The organism is Armatimonadota bacterium (assembly GCA_020354555.1).
GTDB lineage: Bacteria > Armatimonadota > Hebobacteria.
Window position 1 is genome coordinate 2033964 of record CP070648.1, and the last position, 17226, is coordinate 2051189.

Consider the following 17226-nt stretch of genomic DNA (forward strand, 5'->3'; position numbering starts at 1 on the left):
GCTCGGGCGTGCGGCAAGCGACGCGGTATGACGCCGGCGCGAGTGGTGAGCGATGCGAGCTGATCGCGATAGACTGATAAACCACGCCGTTCTCTACACGGCCGCGTTCGTCGTCAGCGCCTCGGGTGTGCGCGCGGTGACGATGACCATCGGCGACCCCGCCATGTGGAGCGCGTTCGTCCTCGTCCTGGCGGCGGGTTTCGGCGTCAGCTGGCTCCTGCGCCGCTTCGAGCAGCTCCGGCCCTACGCTGTGGCGTGGACCGCAGCACTCGGCGGAGCGGCACTCCTGTGGTATCGGGAAACTGGGACCTTCGCGGGCCAGCCGGTGGCGCTGGCGGTCGGGCCGGATCGCCAGCTCGGCCTCGCCGTGCTGCTCGCGGCGCTCACGGTCGTATGGAGCTTCGCGCTGGTGCGCACCGAGGATCTCTTGTTCTGCGTCGTGCCTGGCCTCGCCATCTTCGGATTGCTCGGCAGCAAGACCTTCGACCCGCAGTTTACCGCGGCGTTCCTCGTCTTCGTATTCGCCAGCGCGTACCTCGTCGGACATGCCCACCTCGTGGCCGAGCAGCAGCGCAGCCGCATGCAGCCCGGCGCGGATGCGCGGCACGTGGCCCGTCAGCGCTTCGTCCTGCTCGCCGTGCTCGTGGCCTTTGCCGTCGGCGTCGCCGTGCCGGCAGCACGGGCCCTGGCGGCGATTACCCCGGGCTCCTGGTCGGAACGCCGCATCGGACGCGGCGGTTCCTCGGGCTCGGGTGCCGCCGGCTCTGCGGGCGGGCGCCCGGTGTGGACCTCGCCGAGGTCGCTGCGCGTGGGTGCCGGCCCCATACGTCTTAGTCGCCGCGTCGTCATGCGTGTGCAGTGCGCAGAGCCGCTCCATTGGCGCGCGGGCTCGCTGGCGTACTACACCGGGGAATCCTGGCAGGCCGCGAACGGCCGCGAAGCGGCGGCCGTCGCGGGCGTCGGCGGGCGCTTCGACCTCCGGCCACTCGTGCGCGCGCCCCGCGGCCGCACGGTGCCGCAGAGATTCGAGTTCGTCACCGTCAGCAGCGCGCTGCTCTTTGCGGCGATGCAGCCGATCGAAGTCAACCTGCCCGACCCATCGGGCGCGCGGTCGGTCTTCCTGGACTACGCCGGGCACGCGTTCGGCGTCACGAGCGGACGACTCCAGGACTCGTACGAAGTCGTCTCACAGGTGGACAACCTGCGCCCGCTTGGACCGCGCAGCATCCTCAGCGCGGACGCCGGCGCCCTGCTCGCCATTCCCTTCAGCGCGCGCGAGGTGGAAGATCTCGCCCGGCAAGCGGTCGGCGACGTGGCCGATCCCGCCGCGCAGGTCTCGGCGATCGTGGGCTGGGTTCAGGCGCGGGCACGCTACAGCCTCGATGCGCCCGCAACTCCGCCCGGCGAAGATGCCGTGGTGCATTTCCTGACCCGGAGCCGCGTCGGATACTGCGATCTCTTCGCCAGCGCCGTCGCCCTGATGTGCCGCGCGCAGGGGATACCGGCGAGGGTCGCCGTTGGTTTCGCCCCCGGCGATTACGATGCCTCCGACGGCGTCTACGTCGTCCGCGAGGAAGACTCACACGCATGGGTCGAGTCGTTCCTGCCCGACGAGGGATGGATTACGGTCGAAGCATCACCGGCCACCGGCCAGCAGGCGCGCATCGCCTCCCAGCGCGATTGGCTGGGCCGCGCCGCTCGATTCGTCAACCGCCACCTCATGTACGCGCTCGCCCTGCTCGCACTGCTCGCCTGGGCCGCCGTCGTCGGCAAAGGGCGATGGCTCGATCCCTATCTCGCCATGCGCCGCCGCGAGCAACTCCTAAGCGCGCAGGGGCGCCGCGGCGAGGTCATCCTCCTCTACGACAGGCTCGCGCGTCTCCTCGCGAAACGAGCCACTGCCCGTCGCGACGCGGAAACCCCGAGCGAGTACGCGAATCGCCTGGCGAGAAACGCCTACCTCACAAGCATCATGGGCGGCGTCAGCGCCATCACGAATGCGTATCTCGCCGCGCGGTTCAGCGAGCGCGAGGTGGGGGAGCAACAGGTCGCCGCCGCGCGCCAGGCGCTGCAAGAGGTGACCGACCGGCTGCGCCGCGTCAAGGCCCTGCGCTGAGCGCACCTGCCGGAGTGCTCCGCACATCATCCACGGCACACACCACCCCGCCCACCAGCCGCTCAGTCGATGACCCACCGGTGCAGCGCGTAGTCGGCGGCGCGGCGCTCGGCCTCGCGCGCCGCTTCCTCGCGGCGGGTGCGTTCGTCCTCCGAGGCCATGAAGCAGTACAGATCGCGCCCGTACTTCAGGTAGCCGAGGCCGCGGCAGATGGACAGCGATGCCGCGTTCGTCTCGTCGGTGGTGTACAGCGGTACGCGCCCCGCCCCGAGAATCGCCCGCGTCGCCGCGCTCACCGCGGACTTTGCCATCCCTTGCCCGCGGAAGTCCTGCTCGGTGAACACCCCGATGGAACACGCGTAGTCGCCGCGCATCGCGATGTCGGCGTACGCCGCAAGCTGGCGTTTCACGTACACGCCGTACGCCTCGCGGAACGACTTCCCGACCGCGTCCTGCTTCGCCTTGCCGCGCGCCCGCCGTTCCGTGTCTCTGATGCGCCGCACCCGGTGGTCGTGTACCGGGACGAAGTGCTCTCGATCGGTGTAGTGGAGCAGATCGTGCCAGATCTCGACGATCGGCAACCGGGTCGCCACCGCCTCGACTATCCGGTTGCGGTTGGCCTCCGACAAAGCCGCTCCCTGCTCCATGCCCTCGCGCACCAGTCGCGCCACGACCGACCGTAGCGGATCGAAAACCCGCACGGCGGCCCCGCGAAACGTCTCGATCACCGCCACCGGGCACGGCGAGCTGGCGGTGACCACGCTGCCGATCGCGCCCTCGACGATCAGCAGGTCATGACGCGCGCGCTCCGGCTCAACGCCGAGCACGGCGGCGCACGCGACATCAAGCGGGCGGAACTCCTTCCACGCCGGAGTACGACGCACGAAGCCCCCGTTCGCTCTATGAAGCCGAAGCAGTCTTGCCAGTCGTGCCACCGCTGTCAGAGCACCCCACGTGTCACAGGCCGCCCCCTGGCCGCACGCTCACCTCGGACGCCTTGCCGCCCCGAAGCTCTAGGGCCACCCGTCCGGCCTCCCCGGCGCCGAGTGCCGGCACCTCTGCCGTCAGCAAGGCGCCCGCCAAGGCCTTCATTGGTGTGCCTCCACCAGTCAGCCATTTCCGCGCGGACCCTTGGCCGCCCTGCACCCCGCGCTCGATTGCCGGGCGGCCGAGAGGTCGGGAACCGCCACGCGCGGAAAACCACGACTTGCCGGCCTCGGCTGCACGCCAACAGCAGCCCGGTGCTCGCGCGAGATGCGATGATGGAGACGCCCGGGAGGTTCTGATGCCGCAGTACTCTTTTCGCCTCGGCGTCGTCGCCGACGAGATCAGCGACGACCCCGAGAAGTCCTTTCCGATCGCACGCGATCTCGGCCTTGAGGCGGTCGAGCTTCAACGGCTGTGGGGCAAGTCGGTGACCGACCTCACCGGCCCCGAGATCGAACGCGTCAAGGCGCTGCTCGACCAATACGGCCTGTGGGTCAGCATGATCAGCACCGGCTTCCTCAAGGCCTGTCGGGTTGACCTCATCCCCGACGGCAACTTCGAGGCGAGCGAGGATTTCGCGCACCACATGGACGTCTTCCGGCGCGCCGTCGTCATGGCCAAGGCGTTCGACTGCCGCCTCGTGCGCACGTTCTCGTTTCGCTGGCCGCATATGGTGGATCTCGGCAATCCCTCCCCGCGTCCCCCCCGAGGAGGCGAGATCCCCCCGCAGACCCTTGACCTCATCCGCCACGGCCTGTCAATACCCGCTCGCGTCGCCTAACGTGAAGGCCTGACCCTCGGCCTCGAGAACGTTCGCTCCTGCTACGCCAACACCGGCGAGAATGCGCGTGTTATCATTGATGCGGTTGACTCGCTCGCGCTCAAGGCCGTGTGGGACCCGGCGAACTCGTTCGTCTCCGGCGGCGCGGACTATCCGGACGGCTACGAGGCCGTCCGACCGCACATCGTGCACGTTCACTTCAAGGACGCGCGCGTGCGCGACGAAGCCACCGGCCTGATCAGCTGGGAGTGTATCGGGGAGGGGGAGGCGCGCCTCAAAGAAGAACTCGTCGCGTTCGCTCGCGACGGGTACTCCGGCGTCGTTTCCGTTGAGACTCACTGGCAGCCGCAGGACGGCTCCAACGGCACTCCTGCCACAGTCGCCGGCCTGCACCGCCTGCTGGACGAAACATAGCGGACGTGGTGACGGTGAGCCGGACATGGAACGCCGATCCCACAGCGGCGTGCCGGCCCGGCTATTCATGACGCGTCTGCACCTGCGGAGTCGCGACTCGCCGGGAGGATGCCGGAGACCTTGACCAGGATTCCGAAGAAGCGAAGACTCATAACGTTCCGTTCCGTTGCCGCGCTGGCGTTCGTCGTTTTCCTCGTCGGCTTCGCCTACGGGTTCCGGTTCCGTGTCCGCACCGTTCGCGTCCCGGCGGGCCTGCCCACGCCGGTCCGCTTGGTGGTCATGAGCGACCTGCATCTCGGCGCCTTGGGCATCGGCGAGGGGACGGCGATGCGCGCGGTGGCGGAGGCGCGCAGGTTGCGGCCGGATGCGATTGTGATGGTCGGCGATCTCGTATCCAGCAGGCGCGCCATCCCGGATCTTCCCGCGATCCTCGGCGGCTTGCAGGCGTCGCTCGGTGTGTACGCCGTCCTCGGCAACCACGATCACTGGGCTGACGCGCAGGGCGTCCGCGCCGCTCTCGAATCCGCCGGCATAAAGGTGTTGGTCAACGACAGCGCCACCGTCCGCAAAGGGAAGACCCGCCTGGCGTTCGTCGGGATTGACGACCTCTGGGCGGGCGCTGTGAACTGGGATGCAGCGTGGCGCTCGGTGCCGGCCGATGTGCCGGCCGTGCTGTTGTCCCACAATCCGGAAGCTGCGGTGCACCCCGAGGGTCAGCGCGCGACCCTCATTGTCAGCGGACATACCCACGCGGGCAAGATCCGCCTACCGCGGTTCGTGCTCCCCGCGTTGGAGCGCCTCACCGGTGTCACGCCGATCCCGGCCACGACCTACGGCGTGCGTCATCCCTACGGCCTGGTGCGCGAGCCTTGGGGTTGGGTCTACGTCACCAGCGGCGTCGCCGCCGGCGCCAGCCCCCCGCGCTGGTTCACTCGCCCCGAGGTAGCCGTGCTCGACCTGCGGTGAGAGGCGTCACCGGCGCCGACGGTCACGGCACCTGCTCCAGCAACTGCGCTACTTCCCCATCAGCAGCCGGCTGCCGCCGAGGGTCACGCTGAACTTCCCCGCGCGGCCGACGGACACGATCATCGCCGCCCGCTCGCCCGTCAGCCGCGCCACCTGCGGAAACTCCGCGCCGCGCACCTCGTCCGGGTTCATCCGCCCCCACAGATCCGGCCACTGGACGACGAACCAGTACCGCCCGGGGCCGGGCACCGCGGCCTCGATGCGCAGCCCGTTTTCGCGGTGCTCCGCCGCCAACACCTCCACTAGCGGCGCCGCGTCCATCACGAATGCCTTGCGCGCGCCGGCGGATTGCGTCATCTCCACCGCGTGCTTGCCTGCGCCTTTGGAGAACACGCAGCTCGCCCACTCCTTCCCGTCCACGGTCACCTGTGCGAGATGCAGCCCGCGCCCTCGCAGCGACAGGTCATATGCCGCCTGCCGCCACTCCAGGCCGGAGAAACCATCGGCCGGGACGTACTCCAGCGGGCGCGGCAGGATCCGCAGGTGGCTCGGCGCCATCTCGACACCGTAATGCCCGGCATAGACCGCCTGGAGGAAGCCCCACGAGTCCCAGATGCGCCCCCGATTGCCGACGCTCGCCTCTTTCTGCTCATACCCGGATGCCTCGCGGTACGGGAAGTCCGTGCGCTCGTAGTCCGCCAGGAACAGCCGCCACACGTCATACGCCTTCGGCTCCGAGAACTTCGTGCGGATGTACACATCCCAGCCGCCCACCCACGGCACCCATTGATTGAGGCCGTTGGCGTACGGCTCGATGCTGTGCGCGGTCGGGCACAAGCCGTCGAGATAATACCGCTGCCAGTTGCTGTTGAGGTGCGCGAAGATGGCGCGGATGCGATCGGGAGCATCGCACACGCCCCCGTACATCGTCCACAGATTGGCGAACGACTCCTCGTTGGAGTACAGCGAGCCGTCGGGGTTGCGCCAGCCGACGTAGACGCCCCGCTCGGCGTCCCACAACCCGCCCTTGTCGCAGGTGCGATTCGCGGCAGCGCCGATTCGGTTCGCTGCCGCATGCAACTTGCCCGCGGGCTCCGCCTCGCCACACACCTCGTGCAGGCGCGCAAGCTTGCGCAAGCCGTCGCAGCAGACTGCCGTAAGGTACGTCTGCTCGCCCTTGATGAAACCGAGGTCCGGGTACGTGTCCCCGCCCTCGCCGATCACCGGCAGATCGCGCGGCCCGAGCAAGCCCAGGATCGCCTCGCCCATGCGGTCCGCTTGCAGCAGAACGCCGCGCACGAACGCGACATCGCCCGTCCGGCAGAGGTAGTCGTAGATCATCCCGATGAGCAGGCCTGCTGAATCCAGATTGCCGTAGGCCGCGCTGCCGTCGGGGGCGATGTGCGTCGGCGGATGGCCCGCTTCATTGAGCTTGTCCGAAAACGTCACGATCTCGTCGCGCATGACCGCCAGCAGCTCCGGCCCGGCGACCGGCGCCGCGCTCTTCCAGCCGTGCGCAACATCCCGTAGCCAGCAGCGTCGGTACGCCTCCTGAATCCCCTCGGGCAGCCCGGGGTCAATCACCGCCGCCGTCTCCTGCATCCACCGTCCGACCGCTGGCTCGCCTTCCGTGACCAGGAACCGGCGGCTCGTCGCAACATGGGTCGTCCACAGCACGAAGTCCTGCGCCAGCGGCTGAAACTTGCTCGTTACCCGCTTCAGCGTCGGCACCTGAAGCAGGCCGAACGCGACGCGCGCCTCGATGTTCACGGCGTCGCCCTTTCGCAGCGTCACCGGCTCGGGGTTGATCACCGGCGCGAGCGCAATCGTCGAGCGCTCCGCTTGCACTTCAATCTCAGCAGCTCTCGGCGGCGAGGTGGTCACGACGAAGGTGCGCTCGGCACCGCCTTTGCAGATCGCGCCGGCTGCGAAGATCGGCTCGGTAACCAGGCGGGCAGGGCGAGCGGATGCCAACCCTTCGCGGCCTGCAAAGTACACCGTGCTCGGGGCCAGCGCCGGGTCGAGAGCGAGCAGCAGGCCGGCCCACCGGCAGGCCGCGTCCGTCTCGGCTCGTACGGAGGCGCGCAGGTTGAGTTCCGGCCCGTCGGGGGCAAGCTCGATGTCGAGTGATGCGGAGAGGCCGTCGCCGATGCCGAGGCCGCTCACCGCAACGCGGTTGGGGCTGACCGGTCTGATGCCGAAGCCCTCGCCGGGCGCGGCGCGCACGACCTCCCCGTCCGCGCTCCTGCATGCCGGCCCAATGCCCAGGCCCCCGCCGTCGCCGGCCCCGGCCAGCACGGGATGAGTGAAGTCCCCGGTTCCGGCGGGGTCCGCCGCCAGCCCGGTCACCGCGCCGGTGGTCGCATCAACCTCCACCCGCAGCCATTTCGTCTCGACGCGCAGGACGTCACCTTCCTGCGCGAGGCACGCGCCGCCGCACGCGACCAGCGCACCGGCGATGAACAGCGCCCACATCCTGTGCCCCATGCTGACCTCCAGGGAGTGTCGGTGGGCCGAGCCGCGATCTTGGCGCGTACCCCGCCGCGTCAGTGAGAAGGATATTGCGATTACTGCGCTTTCGCGGGCGCCGGCTGTCGTTCGCCTTCTGCGGCCTTGGCCTTCCGGTCGGCAGTTGTTGAGCCCTCAACCGTAACGCGAATCTCATCCTTCGCGTCATTGCCGGCCTGGTCAAACGCTCGCACGTGAATCGTGTGTTCCCCGGCGGACAACTCGTCGGTCTCGACCGCGAACGAGACTTGCTGCGTGCCGACCAGCCCCTCGACCGCGGCCGCGCGCCATTTCCCGTCGTCCACGCGGTAATCCACGCCGCGGATCGGGCTCAGCTTGTCCGACGCCGCGCCGCGGAACGTCGCGCGCTTCTCCGGCGTCACGCTCACCGTGTGGCGCAGGGCGATAACCGTCGGCTGCGCATTGTCCACCCACAGCACCTGTCGCGTCTCGCCCTCGCGTGCCGCCCCGGGGTTGCTCAACTCGTCGCTGGCCATCACCCGCACCAGGTACGCCCCGTCCCCGAGATCAGCCGTGTCCCATGAGTACGTCTCGTCTTCGACGCCCGTCTTGATCTCCGTCCACGTCGCGCCGCCATCGGCCGACGCAGAGAGGTCATAGGTCAGGGTGTCGCCGTCTGGATCGCGTCCTTTCCACTTCAGCTCCACCTTGCCGCGCACCCGGTCGGCGGGCTTGGGCGCCGAAAAGGCAACGGTGGGCTCCCGGTTCGGCGGCAGGTAGTTGATCTGCACGTCGCGCGCGGCAGGGCTGACCTCCGGGTCCTCCGCCGCAAGGATGATACGGTATTGCAGGAATCCCGCGGGCGGACTCGCGATGGGAGTCGCCGCATTCAAATCCGACGGCGCCGACCAGCCGCTCCAGTGGTCGTCCGGATCCGCGCTGTCGCCGGAGCGCGTCTGGAATCTCGCGGTGGTTCCTTCCGGCACATCCGCCGCGCAGCTCATCGCTCCCCAGCGGGTGCCGAGCACCGCTTTCTGCGGCTCCGACGTGAAGGTGCCTCTCCGCGTCGCGCCCGGGCCCACGCGCACGATCGCCGCCGGGTTGCTTTCGCCGGCATACACAACCCCCTCGTCACCGAGCGCCAGGGCAATCGCGTGCCCCGCCTCGGGCTTGCGCAGCACGCGCGCCTTCTTCGCGTCCGGCTCGATCTCGTACATCACGCCGTCCGAGGCGGTCACCGCGTACACTGAGCCATTCGCACTCGCCTGGAGCGCCGCGACGTTCTCCCCCTCGGCGCGCAACACCAGTTCCACCTCACGCCCCGGCCGCAGGCGGACCACCCCCGCGCCCGGTGCCGTCCCCGCGAATATGTCGCCGTCCGCGCCCACCGCAAGGCACGTCACGGACGCTTCCTCGGAGTCATACACGGCGCGCGCCTGACCGGCGGCATCAATCGCGTAAACTACCCCCGCGTTGCCCGTCCCGGCGTACAGTGCTTCACCCGCCACCGCCAACGCATACACGTTGGTCGCCGGCAGTCGGCACAGCAGCTTGCCTTCGCCGCCCGCCGTCACTCGGAAAACCTTGCCATTGGGGCCGGTGCCGACGTACACGCCGCCGTCGGGAGCCACAGCCATCGCCCACACCGTGTCCTCGCCGGTTGCCCAGTACTCCTCAACCTTGCCCTCTTCAGCCAGCGACAGGATGCGCCCGCCGGGAGCCGCACCGGCAAGCACACTGCCCGCGGAGCCGACCGCCAGCGAGGTAATGATGACGGCCCCGGTATCCCACGTCTGCTGCACCTCGCCGTCAGCCGACAGCTTGCGCACCCGACCCCCGGGAGCGGTGGCGGCGTAAATGGCGCCGTCGTGCGCTACCGCGGCGGAGATGACCGGCTCGCCGAGTTTCGCCAGCGTCTTCTGCTGCGGCGCGAGGGTCAGCACCCCCTCTTCGTCACACGCGATCCCGTCGAACTCGCCCGGTAGGAAATCGGATCGCTTGGTGTGAGTCCACGATGACGGCCCGCGCGCGACAGGCTCTTCCTTCTTCGCCTTCTCCTTCTTCCCGTCTGCCGCCTGCGCTTCATCGTTCCCGGCCTCGGCGGGGCCTGCGGCTGCGGTCGCCATCGTCATCAAGGCGGCTATCGCCTCCTCGACTGGCTCCCCTTCCTCCTCTTCACCCTCCGGCGCGCCCTCCGGGGTCGGCGACGGGCGCAACCTCGGCGGTCGTGCCTTGGCCGCGCCGGGCTTGCCCTCGACATCAACGAACGTGACCTGACGCCCCTGAATCACCCAGTCGCACGCAAGCGACGCCTTCAAGTAGTCTCGCTCGGCTTGAACGACGCTTGAGGGCGCGTCGCCGAGAAGCTCGACTAGATAGGCGGGCAGTGCGGACACGCGGCGCCCCTCCGCCGTCACGCCGACCGAAGGCAGCGCCGCCAGCGCCACCACTGCGTCCGCGCGCTCCGCGGTCTCGTAGATCTCGACGAGTTGTTCGAGGTTGAACGCCCTGCGCGGCGCGAGACCCAACATCGAGCGCAACTGCGCCGCTTCATTCCCCCCCGCGACGCCCACGCGCAGGCGGCCGTCGGGCAGATCGGGGGGCAGTTCGAGCGTCAGCGTCTTCTCCCCCGCCTCGCCCTTGAAGGGTCGCAGCAGCACGGTGAGCTTGAGCGGCTCGCCCGCCTTGTGCTTGCCCGGCTCGGCGTTGAGCCGCTCCAGGCGCGCGGTCTGGCGCTCGGGGACGATGCGGGCGCTCACCCGCACCGACTTGACGTCCAAGTTGCCGAACTCATTGTCCATCAGCACGGCGAGCGGGCCGGCGAGTTCCCCTGTGATACCCGCCGCCGCGTCGCGCGGGCTGAACGCCGTGTCGGTGCGCCGTATCACCCGCTGCGGCCCCGTAATCTCCACCGTCACCTGCGCCGTGCCCTCGCCAATGCGCTCCCACGCGCGGTCAATCGCGCTCAGGGCGACCGTCGCCGCCAGCCCCGGTGAGAGCAGCCGATGTCGGGCAATCTGTGCATTGAATGACTGCGATATGTCCCGCGCCGCATCTTCTATGGTGACCGCGATCGGTATCGTCTGCGCGTCCTGCCCGGTGACGCCGGCGACCGCCCACATCCGGTCCTGCCCGATGCGGCCGACGGGTTTCCCCGCCACCCCCATCTTCATTGACATCGCGTACCCGGGCACGATCGTCTGAATGTAAGCCCCGGTCATCGGCAGATCAATCTCGCCCATGGACATCATCGGGTGACCCAGCGCGAGCACCTTGTCGCCGATCACGCACGTGACGGTGCCGATCGCGGTCACGTCGAAATCGCCGCGCACGAGCTGGATCCCCAACGCGGAGCCTGGCTCCAGCGTCTCCCCCGCGAGTTGCGAGCTGCCCCCGACGCCTTGGGTGACGGCTGCGCCGTACGGCTCGACGACCTGGCGCAGGCGATCGAGCCCGCGCTGCGACATGCCGGAGCCGAGGAACACGCTGCTCACCGGGCGCAGCGTGAGCGTCCCGACCGGCTCGATCCAGTCCGGCGTCAGGGACGATGAGGCATCGAGGATGCGGATGCTGTGCACCGCGCGCCCGCCAACCACCACCGGCTCCGCGAGCGCGGCGGTCGCAGGGGTCGGCTCCGACTCAACGCCCGCGGCCAGAACCCTCAGCATGTCCTCGATCGGGGTGATGCCCGCAACCGGCTCCTTGGAGAACGGCCAGGTGAAGGCGATGGCGCCGATCAGCCGCTCGCCCACGTACACCGGGCTGCCGCTCATGCCTTGCAGAATGCCGGACTCGCGCTCGATCAGCGTGCCGTCCAGCACCTGCGCCAGGATGACGTCGGTGCCGCCCCGCGCCTTCTCGGCGACGCCGAGGATCTCCAGGTGGAACTCCTCGATATCCGTGCCGCGGAAAACGGACTTGCCGGTGGCGATCATGCCCGCCCGGATCTCCGAGGTCGGCATGATCTGGTCCGGCCCCAGCAGGGGCTCGGTCGCCGCCCCAGCCAGGCCCGCAACGCTCACAATGAGGATGAGGGAAAGGATTCTCGCCATGCAGCGCTCCTTACCGTCGTAACTCGGCGGCTCGCCCCGCCGTCCGCTTCCCGAGCGGGTGGCGCCCCAGGCGCGACACCTGCGGCGCCGGCCGGCCCGGATCGCTTATCGTCCGCCACTGCACGCCCCCGCCCTGACAACTCGGCAGCGCCGGCACGCGCCGGGCATGCATGACGAGGCTAGCCGTGCTGCTCCGCAACCACGCGCTCAATGAACTCGATGGCGGCTCCGACGGTCTTCACCTTGACCGCCTCGTCTTCGTCCATCTCGATATCAAACTCGTCCTCGAACGCCGCGATCAGCTCCATGCTCTGGAGCGAATCGGCCCCCAGGTCTTGCACGAAGTAAGCGGCGTCCGTGACCTTGTCCAAATCAGCCTTCAGCTGCTTCGCTACCACCTCGCGAATTCGTTCCGCGACCGACGCCTCGGCCATAGCTGCCCTCGCTTTCTGCTCCGGATAATATGATGCGGACGCCGGATCCGAGAGTGCTCCACGTTCGCCGAGCGCCTCTCTCATCCGGCCTCGCCGCGCTATCGTCTTGCTTTACGTATCGCTTCGTTGCGCTCTTGCTTCGTCATCTCGCGTACGGCGCGCAGCAGCTCGACGTCGTCCGCAGTCACTGCGACGTCTCTCCGTCCCATGGCCGTGCGCACCGTGTCGAGGAGCGCGTCGAATCCGCCGCCCTTCGCCAGGTGACCGTTATAGTACCACGCAAAGGACGGAATGTATTTCGGCAGAATCTCCGAGCCGCCGAGAATGATGCACCCCACCCCCACGATCGTGCCCGTGTTGAACAACGTGCCGATACTCGTCTTCGTATGGTCGCCGATGAAGCACCCGACCTTCGTCGAGCCCGAGTCCACCAGTTCGCCCTTGACGTATAGCTCCACCGTCCCGTAATCGTTCTTCAGATCGCTGTTCGTCGTCAGCGCGCCGAGGTTGACCCACTCGCCGACGTACGCATGCCCGAGGAACCCGTCATGATACTTGTTGCTGTAACCGTGGATGATGCTCTCCTCGACCTCGCCGCCAACCCGGCACACCGGCCCGATCGAGCACCCCTCCCGGATCTTGCCGCCGACGATCTGCGCATCGCGCCCGATGTAGCTCGGCCCCTCGACCCGCGTATGCGGGAAGACCTGCGCGCCCTCTTCGATGATCACCGGCCCGCCGTGCGTGTCGAGCACCACCATCGGGTGAACCTGCGCGCCGGGCGCGATGTACACCTGGTCCTCATCCCCGTATACCACGGAAAGCTCCGCCAGTTCCCCGTGCACGCCCTTCTGCGGCAGGGCCGCGAAGTCCGCCGTGATGCACTCCGGGTTGTGCTCCACCAGATCCCAGGGATAGCTCACCAGCTTCTGCGGCGCGTTGGCGGTCGCGACTTTCTGCCTCGCCCGCGCCAGCAGCGACAGCGCGTCCGACGCCCCAAGCGTTGCGGCGGTCGCGGCGCTGATTCGCGCGTAGGCGACGTCGTCCCCGCTCAGCCCCACCTCGTCGTCTCCAGCAGCCGCGGGCCAGTCGCCCAGCGCCAGCATCCGCCCGTTAATCAGCAGCAAGTCGTCGCCGGCGAGCGCGTCCGCATCGTTGACCGGCGCCCCCGCGACGCGTCGCCGGTACACCGGTGCCAGGTGATCGCGCACAGAATAACAGGCCGCAGCGCCCGGGTAGCCCGCGAGAATGCGTTCGCGCAGGCTGATCGCTCCGCAGCGCACCTCGAACGTTGGGCGCAGCAGGTTAATCGGATGGAAGTTGTCAGTCGTGCCGTCCTCGAAAATGCAAATCCTCATCAATCCCTCCGGCCGTGATGCGCGACTCCTCCGCCGGCGCGCCGCGCCGACACGACGTCCGACGCATCGCGCGCAATCAGCAGTTCCTCATTCGACGGGATCACGAGGACTGCCACGGCGCAATCCGCCGGGCTCACAATCGCCTGCCCGTCGCCGCAGGCCTCGTTGCGCCCCGCATCGAGCCTCAGCCCGAGCCCCTCCAAACCCGCGCAGATGCGCGCGCGGATTTCGGGGGAATGTTCGCCCATGCCGCCGGTGAAGACCACGGCGTCGGCCCCGCCTAGGGCTGCCAGATATGCGCCTATGTACTTCTTTACGCGATAGGCGAAAACCTCCAGGCAGACCTCCGGTCGCTCATCGCCGGCGGCGGCAGCCTGCTCGATCGGTCGCAGGTCATTGCTCATCCCCGACAGCCCGAGCAAACCGCTGCACTTGTTGAAGAGATGGTCTATCTCCTCAATGCTCATGCCCAGATGGTAGTGCAGGTACAGAAACAGGCCGGGATCCAGGTCCCCCGAGCGCGTGCCCATCGGGATCCCCTCGAGCGGCGTCATCCCCATGCTGCTGTCAATGGATCTGCCGCCCGCCACCGCCGCCAGGCTGCACCCGTTGCCGAGGTGACAGGTGATCAGCCGCAGCTCCGCGAGGTCGCGCCCGAGCATCTCCGCCGCTGCTCCCGCCGCGTAGCGATGGGAGGTGCCGTGAAACCCGTACCGCCGCACCCCGTGCTGCTCGTACAGCTCGTACGGTATCGCGTACAGATACGCCTCGCGCGGCATCGTGTGATGGAACGCCGTGTCGAATACCGCGACATGAGGCGCGTCGGGGAAATGGCGGCGTGCCGCCTCGATGCCGGCCAGATTCGCCGGGTTGTGCAACGGCGCCAGAGGGATGCAGTCGTGAATTGCGCGGATCACGTCCTCGTCGATGACCGACGGCTCGACGAAGGCCTCCCCGCCGTGCACCACCCGGTGCCCGACCGCCAGTAGCCCGGCGCCTCCGGGCAGCGGCGCGTCCTCGACTTCAACGAGGTGGTGGGCCAGGATCTCGAACGCGCGCTCGTACGTCGGCACGGGCTCCGCCCACCCCGTCTCGTGCGCCTTCGTGCGTTGGGATACGTAGGAAACCTCCTCGCCGATCCGTTCGATCAGGCCCTGCGCCACCGCGCTCTCGTCGTCCACGTCGAACAGTCGGTACTTGACTGACGAGCTGCCGCAGTTCAACACCAGTATGTCGCTCATCGCCGCACCTTTGCGGCCGCCGCGCTCACTGCCTTGGCCGCGCCGCTTGCGCCTGCGCCACGGTGATCGCCGCCACCGCGACGATGTCTTCCACCGTCGCGCCGCGCGACAGGTCGTTCACCGGCAGTGCGTAGCCCTGCAAGATGGGCCCGATCGCCTGCGCCCCGCCGATGTGCTCCGTCAGCTTATACCCGATATTCCCGCTGTCCAGGTCGGGGAAAATGAGGACATTCGCCTGCCCCGCCACCGGGCTCGTCGGCACCTTCAACGCCGCCACCCGTGGGACTATCGCCGCGTCCGCCTGCAGCTCGCCGTCGTAGGCAGTCGCTGAATCCATTCCGCGCGCCAGCTCGACCGCCCGCCGCACCTTGTCCACGCGCTCGTGCTCCGCGCTGCCCTTCGTTGAAAACGACAGGAACGCGACGCGCGGCTCGATACCCAGCAATCGTCTGGCGCTGCCTGCGGAACTGACCGCAATCGCCGCGAGTTGCTCCGCGTCAGGCTCGACGTTCACCGCGCAGTCCGCATAGACCAGCGCGCGCGCTTCATCGTCTCGGCGCAGCGCCATCACGAACAAACTCGACGGGCAGCAGCAGCCCTGCTCCGGCCCGATCACGAGCCCCGCCGCCGTCAGCAGCGCCGCCGTCGTGTGACTGACCCCGGCCACCATCCCGTCGGCGTCGCCCGCCTCCACCATCGCGGCGCCGAAATAGAGCGGTCGGCGCGTCAGGCGTTGCGCGGCCCCGACTCGCAGCCCGCGCCGCTGCGCGTAACGCTCCGCGTATTCCTGCGCCTTCGGCGACGCGGTCGGCTCAATCCACGCCGCATCGCTCGGCGCCGCCGCGGGATTCCCGACCAGCAGGATCGGCTTCGCGATGCCTGCCGCTGCCGCGCGCCGCGCAGCCTCCCGGATCCGCTCCTCGTCCCCTTCGGGGAATACGACGACGCGCGGATCCCCCTGCGCCTGCCGTATGATGCGGTCGAGAACGGCTGCGGGCAAGAGATATCACCTGCCCCATTCAAGTTGCAGTTTGCTCGCGGCGTCATCCACGATGACCCACGTCACCTCGGGGTGCATTTGCAGCGCGCTCGCGGGACAGCTCACCGTCACCGGACCCTCGAGTGCCTGCGCCACCGCGTCGGCCTTGTTCTCGCCGTACGCCAGCAACACGATGCGCTCCGCTTCGAGAATCGTCCCGATCCCCATCGAAATCGCCCGCGTCGGAACATCCTCGATGCGCTCGAAGAACCGCGAGTTGTCCTTGATCGTGTTCTTGGTCAGATTCACCACCCGCGTGCGTGACGCCAGCGACGCCCCCGGCTCGTTGAACGCGATGTGCCCGTTGCTGCCGATGCCGAGCACCTGGTAGTCAATGCCGCCGACGTCGTCAATCATCCGCTCGTACGCCTCGCAGAACGCCTCCGGGTCGGGCACCATGCCGTCGGGCACGTGAGTTGCCGCCTTGTTGATGTTGATCTGGTCGAACAGGTGCTCGTCCATGAAGCGGCGGTAGCTCTGATCGTGCGTCCCCGGCAGCCCGACGTACTCGTCGAGATTGAATGTGATCGTGGTCGAGAAGTCAAGCTCGCCCGCCTTGTTCAGGCGAATCAACTCCGCGTACAGCGGGAGCGGCGTGCTCCCTGTGGCGAGCCCCATAACGAAGTGCGGCGCGACGCGCATCTGCTCGCCGATCAGCTCCGCGGCGCGCTTGCCCATCTCCTCCTTGGTGGGAACGACAATGACCTTCATGCTCACGGCCTCCTTGGGACTATGGTGCCGGCGCCGTAATACGAAACGGGCCGGTCATACAGCCCGGCCCGCGTTTCGGCTTGCGTAGGTTCACCCCGCCGCGGACTTCCGCAGCGCAGGCTCGATCACGTCCTCGATGGCATTGATTGGGCCCCTGCGCCCAACCCCGCCCGACGCAAAACGTCTCCATTACCGCCGGCCGGAGCCTATAATCTATCACTCCCCTCCGCCCCTGTCAAGCACAACCAGTCCCGACCTACGCATCTCAATCCTTGACATCGGCATGGGCCATCCGCCCCTGCCGCCGCCTGACTCCTCTCCCTCTCAGAGCCTGCCCTGCCTGCCGTGAGCTTGCCGAACGGAGCCTGTCGAAGGGGAGAGGATTAGGGTGAGGTTTACCCGCCGAAGGCGGGGTGACCCGCCTCGGCAGCACACGCCGCGCCCGCCACTCCCCGCTTGCCCGTTGACACCGCCCACCCCGGCGACTATGATGTAAGCGGTCCAGGCCTAATCTCGCGCCGACCGCGGGGGAATGCGACACGTGAGACGCCGCCGCCGAGAGGCCGCACTCTTCACGCCCCAGGCTCACGCTGTGGGGGATTCCATCCCCGGCCGCCCACCGGCCCGCTTGCTCTCCTTCGGCCCACCCAGACAGGCT

At 68.5% G+C, this 17226-nt stretch carries 12 protein-coding genes; 4 read left to right on the forward strand and 8 right to left on the reverse strand.

The features are described 5' to 3' along the window. Window positions 1–52 precede the first annotated feature (52 nt). Window positions 53–2116, forward strand: a complete 2064-nt coding sequence (locus JSV65_08285; protein UCH36338.1) for a DUF4129 domain-containing protein — start codon at window positions 53–55, stop codon at window positions 2114–2116. Window positions 2117–2178: 62 nt separating this feature from the next. On the opposite strand, the gene JSV65_08290 is transcribed toward JSV65_08285, so the two are convergent. Continuing rightward, entirely contained in the window at window positions 2179–3000 is an 822-nt protein-coding gene (locus JSV65_08290; GenBank protein ID UCH36339.1) for a hypothetical protein, read from the reverse strand. A 401-nt stretch (window positions 3001–3401) separates the two neighbouring features. Between JSV65_08290 and JSV65_08295 the strand changes: the two genes are divergently transcribed. The 3 genes from JSV65_08295 to JSV65_08305 all read left to right on the forward strand — a co-directional run bounded on the left by JSV65_08295 (window position 3402) and on the right by JSV65_08305 (window position 5264). Next, a complete protein-coding gene (locus tag JSV65_08295) occupies window positions 3402–3884 on the forward strand; it encodes a TIM barrel protein (GenBank protein UCH36340.1) in 483 nt (160 codons plus the stop codon). A gap of 9 nt (window positions 3885–3893) precedes the next feature. Next, window positions 3894–4298 carry a sugar phosphate isomerase/epimerase gene (locus tag JSV65_08300; protein ID UCH36727.1) on the forward strand — a complete coding sequence of 135 codons (405 nt, stop codon included), beginning with the start codon at window positions 3894–3896 and terminating at the stop codon, window positions 4296–4298. Window positions 4299–4418: 120 nt separating this feature from the next. Continuing rightward, window positions 4419–5264: a metallophosphoesterase family protein gene (locus JSV65_08305; protein ID UCH36341.1), complete on the forward strand. Its 846-nt coding sequence runs from the start codon at window positions 4419–4421 to the stop codon at window positions 5262–5264. A 48-nt stretch (window positions 5265–5312) separates the two neighbouring features. On the opposite strand, the gene JSV65_08310 is transcribed toward JSV65_08305, so the two are convergent. The 7 genes from JSV65_08310 to nagB form a co-directional block, all read right to left on the reverse strand. Further along, window positions 5313–7751 (reverse strand): hypothetical protein, encoded by a 2439-nt coding sequence (locus JSV65_08310; protein UCH36342.1) that lies wholly within the window; start codon window positions 7749–7751, stop codon window positions 5313–5315. 80 nt (window positions 7752–7831) lie between these two features. After that, on the reverse strand, window positions 7832–11785 hold the full coding sequence (locus tag JSV65_08315; protein UCH36343.1) for a hypothetical protein: 3954 nt from the start codon (window positions 11783–11785) through the stop codon (window positions 7832–7834). Between the two features lie 179 nt (window positions 11786–11964). Next, window positions 11965–12219 (reverse strand): acyl carrier protein, encoded by a 255-nt coding sequence (gene acpP / locus JSV65_08320; GenBank protein ID UCH36344.1) that lies wholly within the window; start codon window positions 12217–12219, stop codon window positions 11965–11967. 98 nt (window positions 12220–12317) lie between these two features. After that, on the reverse strand, window positions 12318–13577 hold the full coding sequence (locus JSV65_08325) for a hypothetical protein (protein UCH36345.1): 1260 nt from the start codon (window positions 13575–13577) through the stop codon (window positions 12318–12320). Next, entirely contained in the window at window positions 13577–14818 is a 1242-nt protein-coding gene (locus tag JSV65_08330) for an acetate kinase (protein ID UCH36346.1), read from the reverse strand. Before JSV65_08330 ends, JSV65_08325 begins: the two co-directional genes overlap by 1 nt. 25 nt (window positions 14819–14843) lie before the next feature. Then, a complete protein-coding gene (locus JSV65_08335) occupies window positions 14844–15818 on the reverse strand; it encodes a phosphotransacetylase (protein ID UCH36347.1) in 975 nt (324 codons plus the stop codon). Between the two features lie 6 nt (window positions 15819–15824). Continuing rightward, complete coding sequence (gene nagB / locus JSV65_08340; protein UCH36348.1) at window positions 15825–16568, reverse strand: glucosamine-6-phosphate deaminase; 744 nt, start codon at window positions 16566–16568, stop codon at window positions 15825–15827. Window positions 16569–17226: the final 658 nt, after the last annotated feature.